Origin of the sequence: Escherichia sp. Marseille-Q3837 (genome assembly GCF_916618735.1) — a bacterium.
Taxonomy (GTDB): Bacteria; Pseudomonadota; Gammaproteobacteria; order Enterobacterales; family Enterobacteriaceae; genus Escherichia; species Escherichia ruysiae.
The window spans coordinates 1,603,057-1,623,340 of sequence record NZ_CAKAKC010000001.1; the positions used below are offsets into that span (position 1 = coordinate 1,603,057).

The 20,284-nt window shown below is 52.3% G+C and carries 14 protein-coding genes and 1 tRNA gene; 4 read left to right on the forward strand and 11 right to left on the reverse strand.

Features of this window, described 5'->3' with window-relative positions:
* Positions 1–144 precede the first annotated feature (144 nt).
* The 6 genes from ygjK to ebgR all read right to left on the reverse strand — a co-directional run bounded on the left by ygjK (position 145) and on the right by ebgR (position 9,915).
* On the reverse strand, positions 145–2,493 hold the full coding sequence (ygjK, locus tag LG381_RS07555) for an alpha-glucosidase (RefSeq protein WP_225762206.1): 2,349 nt from the start codon (positions 2,491–2,493) through the stop codon (positions 145–147).
* 16 nt (positions 2,494–2,509) lie between these two features.
* Positions 2,510–3,580, reverse strand: coding sequence for a protein YgjJ (ygjJ, locus tag LG381_RS07560; protein WP_225762207.1), 1,071 nt, complete (start codon positions 3,578–3,580; stop codon positions 2,510–2,512).
* Positions 3,581–3,713: 133 nt separating this feature from the next.
* Complete coding sequence (locus LG381_RS07565; RefSeq protein ID WP_001285446.1) at positions 3,714–5,147, reverse strand: amino acid permease; 1,434 nt, start codon at positions 5,145–5,147, stop codon at positions 3,714–3,716.
* A gap of 62 nt (positions 5,148–5,209) precedes the next feature.
* The gene (locus tag LG381_RS07570; RefSeq protein ID WP_001219943.1) at positions 5,210–5,659 is read right to left on the reverse strand and encodes a beta-galactosidase subunit beta; all 450 of its coding nucleotides are present in this window, start codon (positions 5,657–5,659) and stop codon (positions 5,210–5,212) included.
* Complete coding sequence (ebgA, locus tag LG381_RS07575) at positions 5,656–8,748, reverse strand: beta-galactosidase subunit alpha (RefSeq protein WP_225762208.1); 3,093 nt, start codon at positions 8,746–8,748, stop codon at positions 5,656–5,658. Before ebgA ends, LG381_RS07570 begins: the two co-directional genes overlap by 4 nt.
* A gap of 183 nt (positions 8,749–8,931) precedes the next feature.
* Positions 8,932–9,915, reverse strand: coding sequence for a transcriptional regulator EbgR (gene ebgR, locus LG381_RS07580; protein WP_225762209.1), 984 nt, complete (start codon positions 9,913–9,915; stop codon positions 8,932–8,934).
* A gap of 218 nt (positions 9,916–10,133) precedes the next feature.
* Here ebgR and LG381_RS07585 point away from each other — a divergent pair, with 218 nt between their 5' ends.
* Entirely contained in the window at positions 10,134–10,466 is a 333-nt protein-coding gene (locus LG381_RS07585) for a tRNA-binding protein (protein ID WP_000450588.1), read from the forward strand.
* Positions 10,467–10,507: 41 nt separating this feature from the next.
* Here LG381_RS07585 and ygjG read toward each other — a convergent pair whose 3' ends face one another.
* On the reverse strand, positions 10,508–11,887 hold the full coding sequence (gene ygjG, locus LG381_RS07590) for a putrescine aminotransferase (RefSeq protein WP_001309772.1): 1,380 nt from the start codon (positions 11,885–11,887) through the stop codon (positions 10,508–10,510).
* A 418-nt stretch (positions 11,888–12,305) separates the two neighbouring features.
* On the opposite strand from ygjG, the gene aer reads away from it, so the two are divergent.
* Positions 12,306–13,826 carry an aerotaxis sensor receptor Aer gene (aer, locus tag LG381_RS07595; protein WP_000094747.1) on the forward strand — a complete coding sequence of 507 codons (1,521 nt, stop codon included), beginning with the start codon at positions 12,306–12,308 and terminating at the stop codon, positions 13,824–13,826.
* A gap of 117 nt (positions 13,827–13,943) precedes the next feature.
* Here aer and nfeR read toward each other — a convergent pair whose 3' ends face one another.
* Positions 13,944–14,567, reverse strand: coding sequence for a DNA-binding transcriptional regulator NfeR (gene nfeR, locus LG381_RS07600; RefSeq protein WP_000018005.1), 624 nt, complete (start codon positions 14,565–14,567; stop codon positions 13,944–13,946).
* 276 nt (positions 14,568–14,843) lie between these two features.
* Here nfeR and nfeF point away from each other — a divergent pair, with 276 nt between their 5' ends.
* Positions 14,844–15,608 carry an NADPH-dependent ferric chelate reductase NfeF gene (nfeF, locus tag LG381_RS07605; protein ID WP_225762210.1) on the forward strand — a complete coding sequence of 255 codons (765 nt, stop codon included), beginning with the start codon at positions 14,844–14,846 and terminating at the stop codon, positions 15,606–15,608.
* Positions 15,609–15,657: 49 nt separating this feature from the next.
* On the opposite strand, the gene LG381_RS07610 is transcribed toward nfeF, so the two are convergent.
* Positions 15,658–15,733 (reverse strand) — tRNA-Ile (locus LG381_RS07610).
* A 125-nt stretch (positions 15,734–15,858) separates the two neighbouring features.
* On the opposite strand from LG381_RS07610, the gene mug reads away from it, so the two are divergent.
* The gene (gene mug, locus LG381_RS07615; RefSeq protein WP_000227303.1) at positions 15,859–16,365 is read left to right on the forward strand and encodes a G/U mismatch-specific DNA glycosylase; all 507 of its coding nucleotides are present in this window, start codon (positions 15,859–15,861) and stop codon (positions 16,363–16,365) included.
* 77 nt (positions 16,366–16,442) lie between these two features.
* On the opposite strand, the gene rpoD is transcribed toward mug, so the two are convergent.
* Both rpoD and dnaG read right to left on the reverse strand, forming a co-directional pair.
* Positions 16,443–18,284: an RNA polymerase sigma factor RpoD gene (gene rpoD / locus LG381_RS07620; protein WP_000437367.1), complete on the reverse strand. Its 1,842-nt coding sequence runs from the start codon at positions 18,282–18,284 to the stop codon at positions 16,443–16,445.
* 194 nt (positions 18,285–18,478) lie between these two features.
* Positions 18,479–20,224: a DNA primase gene (gene dnaG / locus LG381_RS07625; RefSeq protein WP_000918843.1), complete on the reverse strand. Its 1,746-nt coding sequence runs from the start codon at positions 20,222–20,224 to the stop codon at positions 18,479–18,481.
* Between the last annotated feature and the right edge of the window lie 60 nt (positions 20,225–20,284).

Below are 20,284 nucleotides of genomic sequence, written 5' to 3' on the forward strand. Positions count from 1 at the left end.
ATTCAAAAAGAATACGCCCGGTGGTAACGCCGGATGCGACGCTTGCCGCGTCTTATCCGGCCTACGGAACTTATCCGACCTGGGGGAACGCACATGTAGGGCGGATAAGGCGTTTACGCCGCATCCGCCAGCCGTTGAAAATTACTACTTACGGAAAAAATCGTTATACAACATATACAAATGCGCGGCACTCCAGGAGAAATTTGGTGCGCCTTGCTGCGCGCCAGTGAGCGGGTTGTAATTCTCCTGAATTGGGCCATCGGTGGTTAATCCTTTGGCGTGCCGGAAGAACGTATCCGCCAGCTTCAGGGCATCATCACGATAACCGTAACGCTCCATCCCTTTCAGACCAAACCAGAACTGATCTACCCATACGCGCCCACGCCAGTAGATATCAGCGCCAAAAGCCGGATTGGTTAACGCCGCCGTTCCCAGCGGTACAAAGGTGTTGAACTCTTTAGGATTGAGCATCACCTTCACCACCGCGTCGGCATTGGCCTGCGTTGCCGCACCGTTAAACAGCGGCGACCAGCCTTCCGGCCCTTTACCACGCTCGACTATCGGTTTGCCCGTGCAGCCGTTCGCCAGCGGTTTATCTTCAATGCGCACGTCATAGTAGAACTGTGTAGTCGGGTCGAACATACAGGTGTTGATGTAGTCCGCGAGCTGCTGTGCCAACTGACGATAGCGTTTGGCCTCTTCCGGCTTACCGAGGATGGTTGCCATCTCCGCCAGATAATGGTTATCGCTGTACATATAGCTGGCCTGATCCACCGACTCCTGCAATAGCGAGTAGCCCAGCAACGTTCCGTCCTGACTGCGGTTTTCGGCGAATTTCACCGTCCAGTCGCTACGTTTGCCGCCGTTAGCGACATATTTATCCAGCTGTTCTTTGTCGATAAAACCAAAGACGGCGGCGTCATCACGCCCCGATTCCCACGACGCAGCGACCTGTGCCGGAATTTCCAGACTGTCATACTGGCCTTTCTCCACCACGCGGGCGTAGTTGTTCAGGCCAGACTGCGTCTCTTCTTTGTCGCCTTTTTTCACCGTAAACAGCATCTCACCGCTCTCGGTGTTGTGGGCTTTATCGCGGGTCGCGCCATATTCCGGCACGCCGTTGCCGTTATGATCGCGGTTACGTAACCACCAGTCGTGATAGGCCGCCAGTTTTGGGTACATCTCTGCCAGCCAGGCTTTATCCTGGGTGACGTTGTACACTTCCATCACCGACCAGGCGGCAAGGCTGGGTTTGGTGTTACGTTCGTTCCAGTTGCCGCCATCACCGCCACGCTCGGGGCTAAGGTTCCACGCAATCAGGTCGGGGACAAAGCCCACATCCTGCGGACGCACGGCGTCGCCTGGCTGGATCTGCCAGGAGAAGACCGCGCGGATATTCTCTTTGGCGATATCCGGATTGAAATGCGCCATCGCAAACGCCTGCTTCCAGGTATCCCACGGCCAGGTCTGATTGCCGGAGAACCAGCGCCCGGTTACCGACGGCGTAACGGTGTTATATTTCACCGCACCGCCAGGCGAGCGCCAGTTACCGTTAAGCGTTTCGATTGCTTTCACCGCGACGCGCGTCTGTTCCGGCGTCGCATCCGGGTTGGTTAACCCTTTCTTCAGATACTCTTCCCAGCGTTGCTGCGAGGCGGTGAGATAAAACGCCGGACGCGCCAGAATATCGCGGATCTGCATCTGCTCTTTGCTAACTTCCTGGGCGGTCAGCAGATGGGAATAGGTGGTATAGAGCGTCGTCGAACCGTTGATATGAGCCTTACTGGTAAAGCGATTGCCGCTGATTTCAGTCTGCACAGGCAGGGATTTATGCACCTGATATTCCGATTCGCCGGAGGTCAGCAGATCCCAGGTGGCGCGCACTTTGCCAAAGGTGACTTTCAGGCCATCACGGGTGGCGCTGATTTTGCGCTGATAGTCAGGGTACTCGCCAGCAATGGTTTTATCGGAAAGCGGTTTCCCTTCTTTTGCTTCCAGTTTTTCCAGCAGCTCGCCATCCCACACCAGATCCAGCGGTTTATCGCTGGTGATTTTGGTTTCCAGTAGTGACGTGCGCGGCGTGGCGAAGCGCAGAGTCATTTCGACCTGCACATCTTTTGCTGTCAGTTTTTGCACCAGCGCGCCGGGGATACTGTATGCCTCCAGCGTGAAGTTGACTTTCTTGCCGTCCTGCCAGACGGTCAGGCGGTCGAAATTGCTGGCCATAAAGTTGATGTACTCTTCCGTCAGCAGCGCAACGCCCGGAAAACCGCCCATGGTGTTCGGGCCGTCTGGCAACAGATGACCATGCCAGGCTCCGAGATCGAAAAACGGATTAAAACGCTGGTGATCGTCGTAATCATAATCCTTCATGTACTGCGGCGCGCCGGTACGGTTAATCACGTTTTTATAATTGTCGGCGTTAGCGGCATGGGCGGAAAAGCTCATCAGCAGAGCACAGGCTACTGGCGTTAAAATAGTTTTGATTTTCATGAGATTACTGTCCTTATTACCAGTAAAAATATTGCATCAGGAAGAGTTGGTCGCTGGGATCGTTAGAGGCATTTTTCATGTAGAAGCGGCTATCAAAAGCCGTTGCGAAACGTCCGCCGCCGTATTCGTACCAGATACCAAACTGCATGAAAGAGGTGGTTTCATCGTCAGCGTGGTCAGGGCGATGTCTGGCGTAGGTGTAAGCAGTGGAGAGATAAACGCCCTTTAACGCTTCATACATGGCGCTCACCATCATCCCACTTTCGCTTCCCGGTACGTCCAGCCCGTCGGCGCGTCCGGTATGGTGCCAGGCGCGAGCGGCAAAGTTAGGGGTAAGCAGACCCGTGAGATAGAGTTGTCCTGTACCGTCGGTAATTTCCAGACCGTTCATCCAGGTGACGCCTTCGGCAAGGTCATACTGGATGTAACCGTTCATCATTGCCGGATAGGTGTATTTGTCGTCGTAGCGATCGTATTTGCCAAAATGCAGCCAGGCTTTGCTTTCGTCATGATGTCCGGCAGGTGTGGCGGTGACGCTATAGCGGAAGTTGCCGGTTAAGTTCTGCACCTTCAGCGCGGTCATAATGTCGCGGGTATTGGGAATGACGTAGCCCAGATCGGGGGTGAAGTCGCCCCACCATTGCAGGTCATCCAGCGAGGAATCCTGACGCAGACTGAGCATGATTTCGGTGCCATCGTTGGTACGATAACCGCCATAAAAACGGTTAATCCCACCTTCAAAACCGCCCCAGCTATGGTCAGGCACCCAGGCATTGCCGTCGTGGTCGGCCTGCACGGTCCAACCTTCGCCGTAAATCAGGCCGAACCAGGAGCCATATTTCATCTCCAGACCGCCTTCAATATAAGTGCCGTCGCTGTATTTATGTTTATTCTCGCCCTCTAAATCCATATACCCACCAACCCCTAATTCACCATAAAAACGAAATGAAGGAGAAGACGTCGAGGTAATGGCGGGTGTTTTTGTGTCGTCATGTTCTGCCGGACGTGCTTCATCAGCGGCCGCAGAAAAGGCGTAGCAAAACGGCAGAGCAAGTAATGCTCTGCATGGTGCAGTAATTAATTTCATTGTGTTAATCCATGAGCTAAAGAAAAAGTACAGCCTTTTATCGTTGTAATTATAAAAATATAAAGGCAGAAACTATTTTCCCTCTCCCCATCCAGAAAGAGGGAAAATGCCTGCTCATTTTTTATTATTCTGCTTAATCAACATTGCTGGCTGGCGTCGCTTCAATATGGCGCTCTTCAGCCGTTAATCCCTTTATATATTTACTGTATTTCCACCACGCAAAGCCGAGGAAGATAACAATACCGCCGACGTTATAAAAAATGATGGTCAGAATATTCGCGCCAGTCGGGAATGTCGAAGCGACAAACCCTACGGCAAATATCGCAATCAGCATTGAAACAACGATAATACCGGTGCGGCGGGAGCCCATACGGAAATCGCGTGGCAGGTGATCTAATTTGGCGCGTAAATTCAGGTAAGCCAGCATGATGAATAACGGCGGAAGCATGGATGCTGCGGCAGTCATATTAATAATAGTATTCATCAGATCCTGCACAGTATTGGAACCGAGCATCGGGATAATCATCAGCGGGATGACGATCAGGAACTGGATCCACGCTGCACGCGCCGGAACGCCGTTTTCGTTCAGTTCAACGGTTTTCTTACCAAAGATGCCTTCCGGGATTTCGGAGAAGAAAATTTTCACCGGCGTTGCGGTCCACATCAGCAGGGAACCGAACATCGCAGTAAAGGATACCAGACCGACAAAGCGATTCATCAACGCTTCAGGTAGACCAAAATACGCCGCCATGCCGTGGAATACCTGCACCGATCCGCCAGTAAATTTCAACTCTTTGCTGCTGACGAAGACGTTAATCAGCACCGAGGAGACGGAATACAGTACGCCAATGAAAATCCCGGCGAGGATGATCACTTTAACGAACGATTTCGAACCGCCTTTGACGTCGTTAACGTACACCGCGACGGACTCCGCGCCGCCTGCGGCCATAAAGATCCAGGTGGTAACGCCGAGGAATGCCCAGTTGAAGTTCGGGATCATCGCGTCAACGGTGATCGGATCGGCAGGCTGTACGCCGCCAACCAGTGCCGTACCTGCCAGTAAAATGTAGGAGAGCGTTAACAGCAGCATCAGCGTTGAAGTGACGGAGGTAATTGGCCCCAGCATTTTCGCCCCGTTGGTAGAAACCCAGGTGGAGAAGGCGAACAGCACCATACTGATAATGGTGGTGGCGACCGGCGTCATAATATATTCGTAGCCGAGGAAGGCATATGAAGCATAAGCAATAACGCGCGGCAACAGCGAGGTGAAAAAGAACAGGTTTACGAACCAGTAGGTATAGGCAGTAATAAATGCCCAACGTCCGCCCAGCGAGCTTTTTACCCACGCGTAGACACCGGCTTCCGAGTTTTTATTTAACGAGACAAATTCTGCGATGATCAGACAGAAGGGAATAAAATAAAAAATCGTTGCGAGGAAAAACATCGGTGCCGAGGCCAGTCCAAGCTCAATATTATTATTGATAACGTTGTTAAAGCTGTAAACGGCGGCAAAAGTCAGCGAGAGCAAGCCGAATTTGCCGATTGTATTACGTTTGGTATCAGACATAACACATCTCCGAAAATGAGTAGGGTAGCGGTGGCGGCAAACTCCTTTTGCCGCCGTAGTTGTTATTTGTTATGGAAATAACCATCTTCGATGGTGACTTTGAGAACCACTTTTTTGACCGCGTTATTGCAGATAAACCGATACGCTTCATGGATATCGCAAATAACGATTTGCCCTTCGTGAACCTCGACGGTTTCTCCGCAGCCTTTTAAATATTCACGGTCAGTTTCATCGCGATAATATTCCACTACCTGTAATGTTTCTTTCGGCGCATATTCAATCTTTTGCTGCCCTTGCAGGTAGTAATGCACTTCAAAATAACGACGATGCCCGGTAAATAACGCATCGGTCGCGGAGTCATTTTCCACACGGTAGGTCAATGAGTCACCGATGGAGTGGGCGACGCCGGGCTGAATGTTGTCGATATTTTCAATCGCTTCAACGCAGCGTTGCCACTTCTTGCCAGAGGCGTAAATCTGGCGGAACTGTTCTAAGTTATCGATGATCCTCATTGCTTATTCTCGCTGTGCAAATTCGTGGAAAAGAACCCTGCGCCGAACTCATACGACGCCAGGCTTTGCGCGGTAGCTTCTCCGCCAGAAACCGGCAGCAACGTAAAGCCGTAGCTGAAGTCACGGAACCAGACGCGCCAGGAGTCCAGCACCTCGCTGCCCCAGGAGTTGGAGCCGAGGCCAAGCAGCTGGTGGTCGAGATTCAGGGTGATATCATCACTGCGCTGAAGTTCGTTGCAGTGTTGCGCGGCGTGGATGTTCTCCTGGGTGTAGTGCCAGGCGCTGAAGTTAATTGGGTGCTGCGGAACCACCAGCAGACCATTGCCGTGGCGGTTAGTCAGTGCCGCCCAGCGGACATGCTGACGGTTGCCGTTGTTCTGCGGGAAGGGATAGTTCTCGAACATGGCATCGACGTTGCTGCGCCAGATATCAATGATGTTAGCCTGCTGGCTGTCGGCGTAGTTTTCGCCCGGTCCACGACCGTAATACGCCACCTGGTCGTATTCGCCGTTAATCCCCATGGTGAAACCGATACACGGAATGATGTGCGGATAGTCACCGTAACGCTCGCCGGAAAGCGCCACGTTAACCTGTCCATCGGCAGCGATACGCCAGATGTAGGTGCAGCGCATCCCGAAGTCAAACACCGGCGGGGCAATAACCGTGCGGCTGATGATCAACACTTCGCCATCACTTTGCTCAACGGCAAAGTCGCGCAGATGTTCCTGCATGATCTGCAAGTGATTCGGCTGCCACAGCCCTTCGTACTCCTGCTTGTGGTTGTCGATCATTGGCTTGAAGAAGTTGATCTTTGGCTCGCGAGTCAGCATTGATTCGCCATTCACCTGCCATGACGTCGGTTTGCCACTCATTTTTGAGAAGGTGATTGCGAAGTTGTAGCCGCGAACGGTGCAGCTCAAACGATCGTCTTCCAGCGTCAGCGGACGAGCATTATTTGGTGCGAAAGGCACTGGCTGCGCGGTGTTTTCCTTCAGCGGGAACTGATAAGTGGCGATAGGATGTCCGGCTTCGCTGTAGCGGGTGCGGGAATCTTTGGTCACCGTAATGTTGAGGAACGCTTCGCGGGCGTCCAGCTGCGGCAGCGTGATCTGCAAGGGGGCTTCGCTGTTCGGCGCAACGTCGCGCAGCTTAATTTGCTGCGTCGCGAGCGTTTCACCTTCGGCGCGCACCTCTGCGTGCAGGGTGTAGTCATCAAGCGTGGTAAACCACAGTTTATTTTCGACTTTTAGCTCGCCGCGAGTCAGATCCAGCGCGTGGATTTTTACCGGCGCAATAACCTGTTTGTACTCTTTCAGGCCTGGTCCCGGCGTCTGATCGGAGTAGAGCAAACCATCAAGACAGAAGTTATAGTTGTTGGGATAGTCGCCGTAATCGCCGCCGAATTTATACCAGACGTTGCCGTTGTCATCCTGCGCCTGGATCCCGTGGTCGCACCATTCCCAGACATAATGTCCCTGAATGCAATCGTGCTTATAGAAGACGTTCTGGTATTCCGTTAGCCCGCCCGGTCCGTTCCCCATCGCATGAGCGTATTCGCAGATGATACGCGGCTTCGGATGCGGATATTCACCAAACTCATTCATCAGCGGCACGCGGGTGTACATGGTGGAAATAATATCGACCACTTCAGCATCGCGATCTTCTTCGTAATGCACCAGACGCGTGTCATCGAGCGCCTTCGCCGCGTGGTACATCGCGCGGATATTACAGCCATAGCCGGACTCGTTGCCCAGCGACCAGATGATGATCGACGGATGGTTTTTCTGCGCGTGAATATGGCGAACGATGCGCTCGACGTAGACCTTTTCCCACTGCGGATCGTCAGTAATGCGGCTGATATCGCCGACGTTAGCAAAGCCGTGCGATTCGACGTCGGTTTCCGCCATCACAAACAGGCCATAGATATCACACAGTTCGTAGAAACGCGGATCGTTCGGGTAGTGAGCGGTACGCACGGAGTTGATGTTGTGCTGCTTCATCAACTGGAGATCTTTCTCGACGCGATCCATCCCAACGGCGCGGCCTTTGCGATGATCGTTATCGTGACGGTTGACGCCGTGCAGCATCACATAACGGTTATTGATCCAGAACAGACCGTCGCGCACTTTGATATCACGGAAGCCAACGCGTTGTGGCACCACTTCCAGAACGTTGCCGTCGGCGTCTTTCAGCGTCATGACCAGATGGTAAAGATAAGGGGATTCTGCTGACCATTGCTGCGGCTGTTCGACAGTAAAAGCAAAGCTGGCGCTGGTCAGTTTTTCAATTGCCAAATGATCAATGGCACTGTTATGCACCACGCGTTCGCCATCAAACAGGGTATATTCCAGCGTCGTTGCGACAGGGGAGGCGGCGAGATTTTCCAGCACCACTTCGCAGGAAAGCGTGGCATCGCAATAGGCTTCGTCAAAGTCGGTACGAACGGTGAAATCGTTAATATGTGTTAGTTGTTTTCCGATCAGATAAACATCGCGAAAGATCCCCGCCGACCACCACATATCCTGGTCCTCTACGTAGGTGGAGTCCGCCCACTGCATCACGCGCACACACAACAGGTTGTCGCCGGTTTTAACCATCGCGCTGATGTCAAACTCTGCGGTCAGGCGACTGCCCTTGCTGAACCCCACATACTGACCGTTAACGTAGACTTCAAAATAGGTTTCGACGCCGTCAAATTTAATTAGCGTCTGTTTACCCTGCCAGCCGTCGCTGAGGGTGAAAATACGTTGATAGGCACCGGTTGGGTTATCGCTGGGGACAAAAGGCACATCGATGGGGAACGGAAAACCTTCGTCGGTATATTGCAGTTTGCCGTGGCCTTCCATTTGCCACATGGCGGGGACGGTAATGTCCCCCCAGTCAGCCATTAACTCGGAAGTGAAGGCTTCTGGCACTTGTAGCGGATGGTCAAAAAAATGGAAATTCCACTGACCGCTTAAGGGCTGAAACAGGCTGCTGGTTTCGCGGGCAAAGGTGCGTGCCTGCGCAACAGAATCATATGAAAAAAAGTACGCACGCGGCGCAAGTCGGTTTTCGTGGGTGAGTTGAATGTTTTCCCAGCGATTCATAGGGCCTCCCGGTAGAGAGAAATCGGAACCATTCATGGTGATGGTAGTTTGTGTAATTGCTGGGGAGTTTAGTAAAATTTTTACTAAAAAGTAGCAGGTAAATGCATTTACTTTAACTGGATCACGAAAATAAACGGCAGCACTGCCCGGCAAAAACGATTGCCGGACAGTGTGCAAGGAGATTTAGCGGGTCGTGCCGCGCAGTTTTAATTTGCTGGGAACGAAGACTAACAACGGCAGCGCGCGACCATCGCGAGCCTTTTCATACACTAGGTTAACGCCCTGGCTTCCCATCATTTCGGAATGGATGCGCACGGTTGAGAGCGGCGGAAAGGTAAATCGCGCGGTGGGGATGTCGTTCACGCTGATAAGCGAAATATCCTGCGGGATGTTCAGGCCGCGTTCATGAATTGCCCGCAGTACGCCGATAGCAATGGAATCAGAAGCGACAAACAACGCCTTCGGATAGTCTTCCCGCGCCAGCATTTGCTTTGCCAGTTCATAGCCCGACGAACTGGAAAAACCGCCGCGCCAGATGTCCTCTTCGCGTACCACTTGTTTCAGGCGACCATATTCCACAAAGGCGACTTCACGAATATCCGCCTTGCCAGGCTCATCTTCGCCGCCAATAAAACCAATACGATTAACGCCCTGATCGATGTAGAAGTCGATGATTTCTTTACTGATGCGTGCCAGATCGATATCCACCGCATCGTAACCGCTGCCGGGTTCGTGAAAGTCGATAAAACAGATATTGTCGGTCAATGCGCTGGCGGCGGCGCGCAGTGCGGGCGTGGGTTTGCCGACAATCAAAATGCCTGTGACGTTTTTAATGTCCGGCAAGCCGTTGTGTTCATAACAGTTGGTCAGTTCGATCGCCAGCTTTTCGCACTGGGTTTCAATGCCGTGGCGGATCGCCAGATAATAAGGATCGTTGATCTCCAGCTCCTGTTGGTAGCTGTAGATAGCCAGAATATGGTGTTGGTTGACTGCGCCTGTCTGTAGTTTACGGGCGCTACTGGTCTTGTACTCCAGCTTTTCGGCGATCTCGAGAATGCGATGTTTCGTCTCTTCTTTCACATTCAACGTCGGATCGTCATTTAAGACCCTGGATACTGTCGCCAGGGATACGCCAGCTTCGATTGCGATGTCTTTTAGTGTTGCCATGTTTACCTTTTTTACTTTCCCTGATGTGCGTCTCCATTGTAGAGGAAGTGCTTATCGGGTCACCTGTTTTCAGTAAATAAAGCGCGTTTCTTTGACGCTGTAACGGTAACACAGCGGCTTACGAATGTGATCACGCCTGCATTCTCCATTTTTAGCCTACAGGATTGAGAAAAACTTTTGCTATAGTTTAGTAAAATTTTACTTGAGGGGGGGAAACAATGGAAACCGTTGCTTACGCTGATTTTGCGCGACTGGAAATGCGCGTCGGGAAAATTGTGGAAGTGAAACGCCATGAAAACGCCGACAAGCTGTACATTGTACAGGTTGATGTGGGGGAAAAAACGCTGCAAACCGTGACCAGCCTGGTGCCGTACTACAGCGAAGAAGAGCTGATGGGGAAAACGGTGGTGGTCTTGTGCAATCTGCAAAAAGCGAAAATGCGCGGTGAAACGTCGGAATGCATGCTGTTGTGTGCGGAAACCGATGACGGCAGTGAAAGCGTACTGTTAACGCCGGAACGGATGATGCCTGCGGGCGTGCGAATCGTATAAAGAGATCGGATGGCGACGTTGCATCGCCATCCGATTTGATATTACGCTTCTTCGACACTTACTCGCATGGCCGCCAGTGCCTTACGCGCCGCTTTGATCACCAGTTCACACTGTTCAATGGTCAGCGTCAGTGGCGGTTCAATGCGGATCGTTTTGGCGTTGTTGAGCGTGCCGGCGACCAGCACACGCTGGCGGAACATCTCGCTGGCAAAGTTGTAGCCGATTTCGTTATCAACAAACTCAATCGCCATCAACATCCCTTTACCTCGCGCTTCCTGCACCAGATCGGGATATTCCCGCGCCAGTTGGCGGAAACCGTCCAGCAACATATCGCCTTTTTGTTCAGCCTGAGCCGGTAAGTTCTGCTCCAGCAACACATTGATGGTCGCCAGCGCCGCCGCACAGGCCAGCGGGTTGCCGCCAAAGGTGGTGGTATGCAGGAACGGGTTGTCGAACAGGACTGAGAACACCTCTTCAGTGGCGATGGTTGCGCCAATCGGCATCACGCCGCCGCCGAGGGCTTTTGCCAGACACAGAATATCCGGCTGAACGTTCTCATGCTCACAGGCGAACATCTTGCCCGTGCGCCCCATGCCCGTTTGTACTTCATCGAGGATCATCAGTGCGCCGAACTCATCGCACAGCTTACGCACGGCGGTGAGGTAGCCCGGCGGCGGCAGAATGACGCCACCTTCGCCCTGAATCGGCTCAAGGATCACCGCAGCCACATCATCACCGGTTTTTTTGCACTCGCTAAGAGCCGTGCGCATGGCTTCGATATTGCCAAATGGTACATGACGGAAGCCCGGTAGCAGCGGCATAAACGGTTTGCGGAAGGTCGATTTTGCCGTGGCTGACAGCGCGCCAAGCGATTTACCGTGGAACGCGCCGCTGGTGGCAATAAAAGTAAACTTGCCGCGCGGTGACTGATAAGCCTTCGCCAGCTTCAGCGCCGCTTCAACGGACTCAGTGCCGCTATTACAGAAGAAGCTGTATTTCAGTTTACCGGGCGTTAGCGCGGCAAGGGTTTTCGCCAGCATCGCCCGTAATGGGTCTAGCAACTCCTGGCTGTGCAGCGGCTGTTTCGCAAGTTGATTCTGTACGGCGGAAACCACAACTGGATTACGGTGCCCCACGTTGAAAATGCCAAAACCTCCCAGGCAGTCGATAAACTCCTGTCCCTGGGTGTCGACAAGCGTATTTAAACCTCCCGCTTGCCACTCTACGGCTCCGTAATCCCCGCCGGCGGTAACAGATTTGCGATACTCTAAAAACCCCGGATTGACATGCTCTTTGAAGTATTCAATCACCTCCCGGTTAAGTGCTTTCATCTCCTCATGATCCAGCGTTCGCTTTTCAATGAGATTCAGGGCGTGGGCGCTACACGCTAAAGCCGATGCGCTCGAAGGTAACCTGTTCAAAATATGCTCCGGAGGCTCGCGTATCACATGATACCGATTTAAGTATTGCAGGGATTGCGCCACTCCGGCTGCGATCGCGAAAATCGGGATAAACATAAATGCGGTTATCATTCATGCAATATTTAATGCTGTTTGTTAACATTCGCTGTTATTTTGAACGATTTTTATCGGGCGCACCTCCTGCTATCCAGGAGGAAATGCACTATGTCAGGGCAATAATTGCCTGATTGTTGGGCAATATAATAAACGTGCCGGGATAGTACCCAAGTGAAAGTATTTTAAATCAAGGAATTAGGTTTTGTGCTTTAATCGAAAATTGCGATCTAAATCAAATTAAACCACTAAAGATAACCTCACCGGAGCCGACATAACTTCTGACAAGAAGTTAACAACAATATAACCTGCACAGGACGCGATTATGTCTTCTCATTCGTATGTCACCCAGCAAAATATCCCGCTGGCTGACGATACCACTCTGATGTCTACTACCAATCTACAAAGCTATATCACACATGCTAATGACACTTTTGTGCAGGTTAGCGGCTATACCTTGCAAGAGTTACAGGGACAGCCGCATAACATGGTGCGCCATCCGGATATGCCGAAAGCGGCCTTTGCTGATATGTGGTACACCCTGAAGCAGGGGGAACCCTGGAGTGGTATTGTGAAAAATCGGCACAAAAATGGCGATCATTATTGGGTGCGGGCGAATGTGGTGCCGATGGTGCGTGAGGGCAAAATCAGTGGTTATATGTCGATTCGTACACGGGCGACGGATGACGAGATCGCAGCGGTAGAGCCGCTGTACAAGGCGCTGAATGCCGGACGTACAAATAAGCGTATTCATAAAGGTCTGGTGGTGCGTAAAGGCTGGCTGGGAAAACAGCCTTCATTGCCGCTTCGCTGGCGGGCGCGTGGAGTGATGGCGCTGATGTTTATCGTGCTGGCGGCAATGCTCTGGTTTGTTGCTGCCCCGGTGGTGACGTATTTCCTCTGTGCGCTAGTGATGTTGTTGGCAAGTGCCTGTTTTGAATGGCAGATTGTACGCCCGATAGAAAATGTTGCCCGTCAGGCACTGAAGGTGGCGACCGGAGAACGTAATAGTGTTGAGCATTTGAATCGCAGCGATGAGCTGGGGCTGACATTACGCGCGGTAGGGCAACTTGGCCTGATGTGCCGTTGGCTAATTAATGATGTCTCAAGCCAGGTGTCCAGTGTCAGAAACGGCAGCGAGACGCTGGCGAAAGGCACTGATGAACTGAACGAACATACCCAGCAGACAGTTGATAACGTTCAGCAAACGGTGGCGACCATGAACCAGATGGCGGCGTCGGTGAAACAGAACTCTGCTACGGCGTCGGCTGCCGATAAACTTTCTATCACTGCCAGTAATGCAGCAGTGCAGGGCGGGGAAGCGATGACCACGGTGATCAAAACGATGGATGATATCGCCGACAGTACCCAGCGCATTGGCACCATAACTTCGCTGATTAACGATATTGCGTTTCAGACCAATATCCTCGCCCTGAATGCGGCGGTGGAAGCGGCGCGCGCCGGAGAACAAGGCAAAGGTTTCGCGGTGGTGGCTGGGGAGGTACGTCATTTAGCCAGCCGTAGCGCCAATGCTGCCAACGATATTCGCAAGCTAATTGATGCCAGTGCAGATAAGGTGCAATCCGGTTCGCAACAGGTACACGCCGCCGGGCGGACGATGGACGATATTGTGGTGCAGGTAAAAAACGTCACCCAGTTAATTGCTCAGATTAGCCATTCAACGCTGGAACAGGCTGATGGGCTTTCCAGCCTGACCCGTGCGGTGGATGAGCTTAACCTGATCACCCAGAAAAACGCCGAGCTAGTGGAGGAGAGCGCGCAGGTGTCGGCGATGGTAAAACACCGCGCCAGCCGACTGGAAGACGCGGTGACGGTGCTGCATTAATCGGTATGCCGCATCCGGCAGTTGGTACACAATGCCTGATGTGATGCTGGCGCATCTTATCAGGCCTACGGGTGGGTAGGCGGATAAGGTGTTTACGCCGCATCCGGCAATCGGTGATTAATCCAGTTGCGTAATATCAAAAGCGGCGCGGTCGATCACCGCAATGATCTTTTTTATCTGCGCGTCGGTGATATCGCTCTGGTTGACACGTAGGTCCAGCACCGCTTTAAAATTATCCAGCGCCCGCTTCATTTGCGGGTTCTGGCGCAGCGCCGCACCAACGCAACGCGCTTTGATGCGTTCCTCAATCATCTCCACTTGTTCGCGGTTTTCTTCCAGCCACTGCGCGCCCTGTTCGGTCAGCGCAATCTGTTTTTTGCCGCCTTCCTCTTCGCGGATGGTAATTAGCGACTGCTCCTGGAGAAAATCCAGCGTCGGGTAGATGACGCCCGGGCTTGGGGTGTAATTCCCCTGGGTCAGATTCTCAATCGCTTTAATCAACTCATAACCGTGGCTGTCATCGCGCGAGAGAATATCCAGAATCACCAGGCGCAATTCACCGTGACCAAAGAAACGCTGCCGACGACCGCCGCCGCGACCGTGGCGACCACCGCAGCATTGACCGTGTTCATGCTGGTGACCGTGCCCGCAGTGCTCGTGTTCTGACTTCTCACCTTTGCAGCAGCCTTCATGGCGTGGCTGGCCTTCATGTTTACAGCACCCTTCGTGATGATGGCTCATATCAGCCTCCTTTTGCTTAATTAGATATATCTAATTTATATCTGATATGAGCATTGCTGCAAGTACAAAAATGATTTTTAAACTCAGATGTACTCAACATGTAGGCCGGATAAGGCGTTCACGCCGCATCCGGCAGCCTTGCTACGGTGCTGAATGGCTTCACATACTTCAGATATATCAGTACTACAAATTGCTTGCATTTATCATGATTAACAATCATTATCATTTGCGAATTTTATTTAGATATATCTGATTACCATCACGAAGGCGATAACAATGAATAACTCTCCCCGCTACCCACAGCGCGTTCGTAATGATCTGCGCTTCCGTGAACTGACTGTACTGCGTGTTGAGCGCATCAGCGCCGGTTTTCAGCGCATTGTCCTCGGCGGCGAGGCACTGGACGGTTTTACGTCGCGCGGTTTTGACGATCACAGCAAACTCTTCTTTCCTCAACCTGACGCTCACTTTGTACCGCCAACGGTAACAGAAGAGGGTATCGTCTGGCCGGAAGGGTCACGCCCGCCGTCGCGCGACTATACGCCACTGTATGATGAGCAGCGCCATGAACTGGCGATCGATTTTTTTATTCATGACGGCGGTGTCGCCAGCGGCTGGGCGATGCAGGCGCAACCGGGCGATAAACTCACAGTAGCCGGACCGCGTGGTTCGCTGGTGGTGCCGGAAGATTACGCGTATCAGCTGTATGTCTGTGATGAATCCGGAATGCCCGCACTGCGCCGCCGCCTGGAAACGTTGAGCAAACTTGCCGTTAAACCGCAAGTTACCGCGCTGGTCAGCGTGCGGGATAACGCCTGTCAGGATTATCTCGCGCACCTTGACGGTTTTAACATCGAGTGGCTGGCGCATGATGAGCAGGCGGTGGACGCGCGTCTGGCGCAGCTGGAAATTCCTGCCGATGATTATTTCATCTGGATAACCGGCGAAGGCAAAGTGGTTAAGAATTTAAGCCGCCGCTTTGAAGCAGAACAATATGACCCACAGCGGGTACGTGCAGCAGCTTACTGGCACGCAAAGTAATTGATATATGAAAAAAGGCTGACGATTTCTCGTCAGCCTTTGCGGTATCTGGTGGCCCCTGCTGGACTTGAACCAGCGACCAAGCGATTATGAGTCGCCTGCTCTAACCACTGAGCTAAGGGGCCATGGTAGCGGATTATAAAGTAACTCCGCGCCGCGATCCAGCCATTAGCGCGCGGCTGCTGTTTTTATAAACAACGTGTTTTCAATTCGTTATACTTCCTGCGGGTTGTGTTGTTCAGGAGTTAATATGGTTGACGATATTCTTGCGCCAGGATTGCGTGTGGTGTTTTGTGGCATCAATCCGGGCCTTTCTTCCGCAGAGTCTGGCTTTCCGTTTGCCCATCCGGCAAATCGCTTCTGGAAGGTGATTTATCAGGCCGGATTTACCGACCGTCAGTTGAAGCCACAGGAAGCGCAGCATCTGCTGGATTATCGTTGCGGTGTTACCAAACTGGTAGATCGTCCAACGGTGCAAGCCAATGAAGTTTCAAAGCAGGAGTTGCACGCAGGCGGGCGCAAGCTGATTGAAAAAATTGAAGATTATCAGCCGCAAGCGTTGGCGATTCTGGGCAAACAAGCATATGAACAGGGATTCAGCCAGCGCGGTGCACAATGGGGGAAACAAACGCTCACCATTGGTTCGACGCAGATTTGGGTGTTGCCGAATCCCAGCGGTTTAAGCCGCGTTTCACTGGAGAAACTGGTTGAGGCGTATCGGGAACTGGATCAGGCGCTGGTCGTGCGTGGGCGATAAAAACGCCACCGAAAAGGTGGCGTTTGTGCAGAGGGATAAGTGCCGGATGCGGCGTAAACGCCTATCCGGCTTACCGATTAATCGTCCAGGAAGCTACGCAGTACTTCAGAACGGCTTGGGTGACGCAGTTTACGCAGCGCCTTCGCTTCGATCTGACGGATACGTTCACGGGTAACGTCGAACTGTTTACCCACTTCTTCCAGCGTGTGGTCGGTGTTCATGTCGATACCGAAACGCATACGCAGAACTTTCGCTTCACGCGCGGTCAGCCCAGCCAGCACGTCGTGCGTTGCCGCACGCAGGCTTTCGGTGGTCGCAGAATCCAGCGGCAGCTCGAGGGTGGTATCCTCGATGAAATCCCCCAGATGCGAATCTTCATCATCACCGATCGGCGTTTCCATGGAAATTGGCTCTTTGGCGATCTTCAGCACTTTGCGGATTTTGTCTTCCGGCATCAGCATACGTTCAGCCAGTTCTTCCGGCGTCGGTTCACGACCCATTTCTTGCAGCATCTGGCGAGAAATACGGTTGAGCTTGTTGATAGTCTCAATCATATGCACCGGAATACGGATGGTGCGCGCCTGATCCGCGATAGAACGGGTGATCGCCTGACGGATCCACCAGGTTGCGTAGGTGGAGAACTTGTAACCACGGCGGTATTCGAATTTATCAACCGCTTTCATCAGACCGATGTTGCCTTCCTGAATCAGGTCAAGGAACTGCAGACCACGGTTGGTGTATTTCTTGGCGATAGAAATAACCAGACGTAAGTTCGCTTCAACCATCTCTTTCTTCGCACGGCGGGCTTTCGCTTCGCCGATGGACATACGACGGTTGATATCTTTAACCTGCTCGATGGTCAGGCCGGTTTCTTCTTCAATCTGCTGCAGTTTCTGCAGGGCGCGATGCACTTCTTCAGAGACATCGTGCAGTTTTTCCGACCACGGCTTGTTCATCGCAATTGCCGCGTTGAACCAGGTATCGCTGGTTTCGTTGCCGGTAAACAGGGTGATGAAGTTTTTCTTCGGCATTTTGCACTGCTCAACGCAGAGCTTCATGATCAGACGTTCTTGTGTACGAACGCGATCCATCATGACGCGCATACTATTGACCAGGTAGTCAAACTGCTTCGGCACCAGGCGGAACTGTTTGAATACTTCAGACAGTTTCAGGATCTCTTCCTGAGCGGCAGCGTGGCTGCGGCCTTTCGCTTTAATGGTGTCACGCGTTACAACGTACTGAGCGCGCAGTTCAGCAAATTTTTCGCGAGCCAGCTCCGGGTCGATGCTGTTGTCATCGTCGGCACTGTCGTCGTCGGCATCTTCTTCGTCTTCATCTTCGTCATCGTCCAGATCTTCCTGGGAAAGCTCAGAACCGACGTGAGTGGCGGTTGGTGCCAGATCTTCTTCTGCGTTCGGGTCAACAAAGCCAGTGATCAGATCGGACAGACGCGCTTCTTCTGCTTCAACACGATCATACTGTTCCAGCAGATAGGTGATCGCTTCCGGATATTCAGCAACGGAGCATTGAACCTGGTTGATCCCGTCTTCGATGCGTTTAGCGATGTCAATTTCGCCTTCGCGGGTCAACAGTTCAACGGTGCCCATTTCACGCATGTACATGCGTACCGGGTCAGTCGTGCGCCCGATTTCAGATTCCACGCTGGAAAGCACCTGCGCGGCGGCTTCGGCAGCATCTTCGTCTGCTGTGTTTTCAGCCAGCATCAGGTCATCGGCATCCGGCGCTTCTTCCATCACCTGAATGCCCATGTCATTGATCATTTGGATGATGTCTTCGATCTGATCGGAATCGACGATATCTTCCGGCAGATGGTCATTGACCTCGGCATAGGTCAGATAGCCTTGCTCCTTACCACGGGTGACAAGAAGTTTCAGCTGTGACTGCGGGTTTTGCTCCATAAGACGGTATCCACACTTATTTCATGAGGTTGGTGTTGGGCGATTGACCGGATATCATTCAGACGTTAATACTGAAATCCAACGGTTATTTACCGCCAACGATAATTACGAGGGCGTACTTATATCATTGCCGCTGCCTCTCAGTGCGGCTGTCGGGGGCTTCCCGATCGCTATTCGGCACTTAAGCCGTTAAATCACTTTTTCGCCAGTTCCTGGTTTAATGTCCAGAGTTCCAGGCGTTCTTCATTACTTAAACCATGGGTGCGCTCACGAGCGATTAACTCTTCCTGGCGCAGTTCAAGCAACGAATCAAACATATGGTTGAGTGAGTCGGTGAAGGTTTGCTCAGCAATATTCTTATCTGCTATATCGTCCCACATCGACAGTTTTTCAAGGGTGGCAGCATTATTTGTACCACGATAGTGCTCTAAAAGTTGCCCGGTGGTCAGACCTGGCTGAGAGAGACAAGTGTTGACCAGTTCTCTGAATAAGCCAAGTCCAGGAAGCTTATTTTGATCCAGATTCTCAAGCGGCGGGACTAACGTCGCTAATTCTGGATTTTGCACCAGCAACCCTATAAGTATACGCATGGTCGTGCGTTTTAGCTGCGGAACAGGACGAGAAACGCCGTTCTCTGCTGCTTTCGGCATTAATCGTTCAAGCTGGCTGTCATCAAGTATGCCTAACTTGTTGCCTAATTCCTGACGAAGATAGATGCGCAGCGTTTCTCCTGGCACCTGAGAAATCAGTGGCAGCGCCAGCGTACTTAAACGTGCGCGCCCGTCAGGGGTACTCAGGTCAACCTGCGGCATCAGGCTGTTAAACAGAAACGCGGAGAGCGGCATTGCCTGCTCCATTCGCGCTTCAAACGCCTCTTTACCCTCTTTGCGCACCAGTGTGTCTGGGTCTTCGCCATCGGGTAAAAACATAAAGCGTAACTGACGGCCGTCTGTCATATAAGGCAGCGCAGTTTCCAGCGCCCGCCAGGCGGCATCGCGACCTGCACGGTCGCCGTCATAACAGCAAATGACATTGTTGGTCGCGCGGAACAATAACTGAATGTGATCGGCAGTGGTTGACGTACCCAGCGATGCAACGGCGTAATTAATACCGTATTGCGCCAGAGCCACCACGTCCATATAGCCTTCGACCACCAACAGACGCTGGGGTTCAGCGTTATCCTGCTGCGCTTCATAAAGACCGTAAAGCTGGCGGCCTTTATGAAAAATATCAGTTTCCGGCGAGTTCAGGTATTTTGGGGTATCGTTGCCCAGCACGCGCCCGCCAAAACCAATCACCCGACCGCGCTTATCGCGAATAGGGAACATCACCCGCTCGCGGAAACGATCGTAACTGCGACCCTGATCGTTGGTGACCAACATGCCCGCATCAATCAATGACTGGCGATTTTCTGGATTGCCGCCAAACCGTTTCAGGACGTTGTCCCAGCCGGGGGGCGCAAAACCAATCGCAAAGCGGGCGATGACCTCGTGGCTTAATCCGCGTTTTTCCAGATACTGGCGCGCAGATGTGGCAACAGGTTGTTGTAAAGATTGTTGGTAAAACGTATTCAGACCGTCCATCAACTGATAAAGCGTTTGCCGTTGATGGCGCTCTATCTGGCTGGGGCCGCTGCCTGCTTCAAATGGCACTTCAAGATTGTGCATTGCTGCCAACTCTTCGACCGTTTCGACGAACTCAAGCTTGTCGTAGTTCATCAGAAAGTCGATCGCGTTGCCGTGCGCGCCACATCCAAAGCAGTGGTAAAACTGTTTCTCACCGTTGACGGTGAATGACGGGGTTTTCTCGTTGTGGAATGGACAACACGCGTGAAAATTCTTGCCCTGCTTTTTCAGCTTCACACGGGCATCGATCAGATCGACGATGTCAGTGCGTGCCAGCAGATCATTAATGAATACGCGTGGGATTCGTCCAGCCATAGGCCCCGATTTTTAGCAATTCATAAACGAAAATAAGCCGCGCATTCCTTTCGGAAGCAC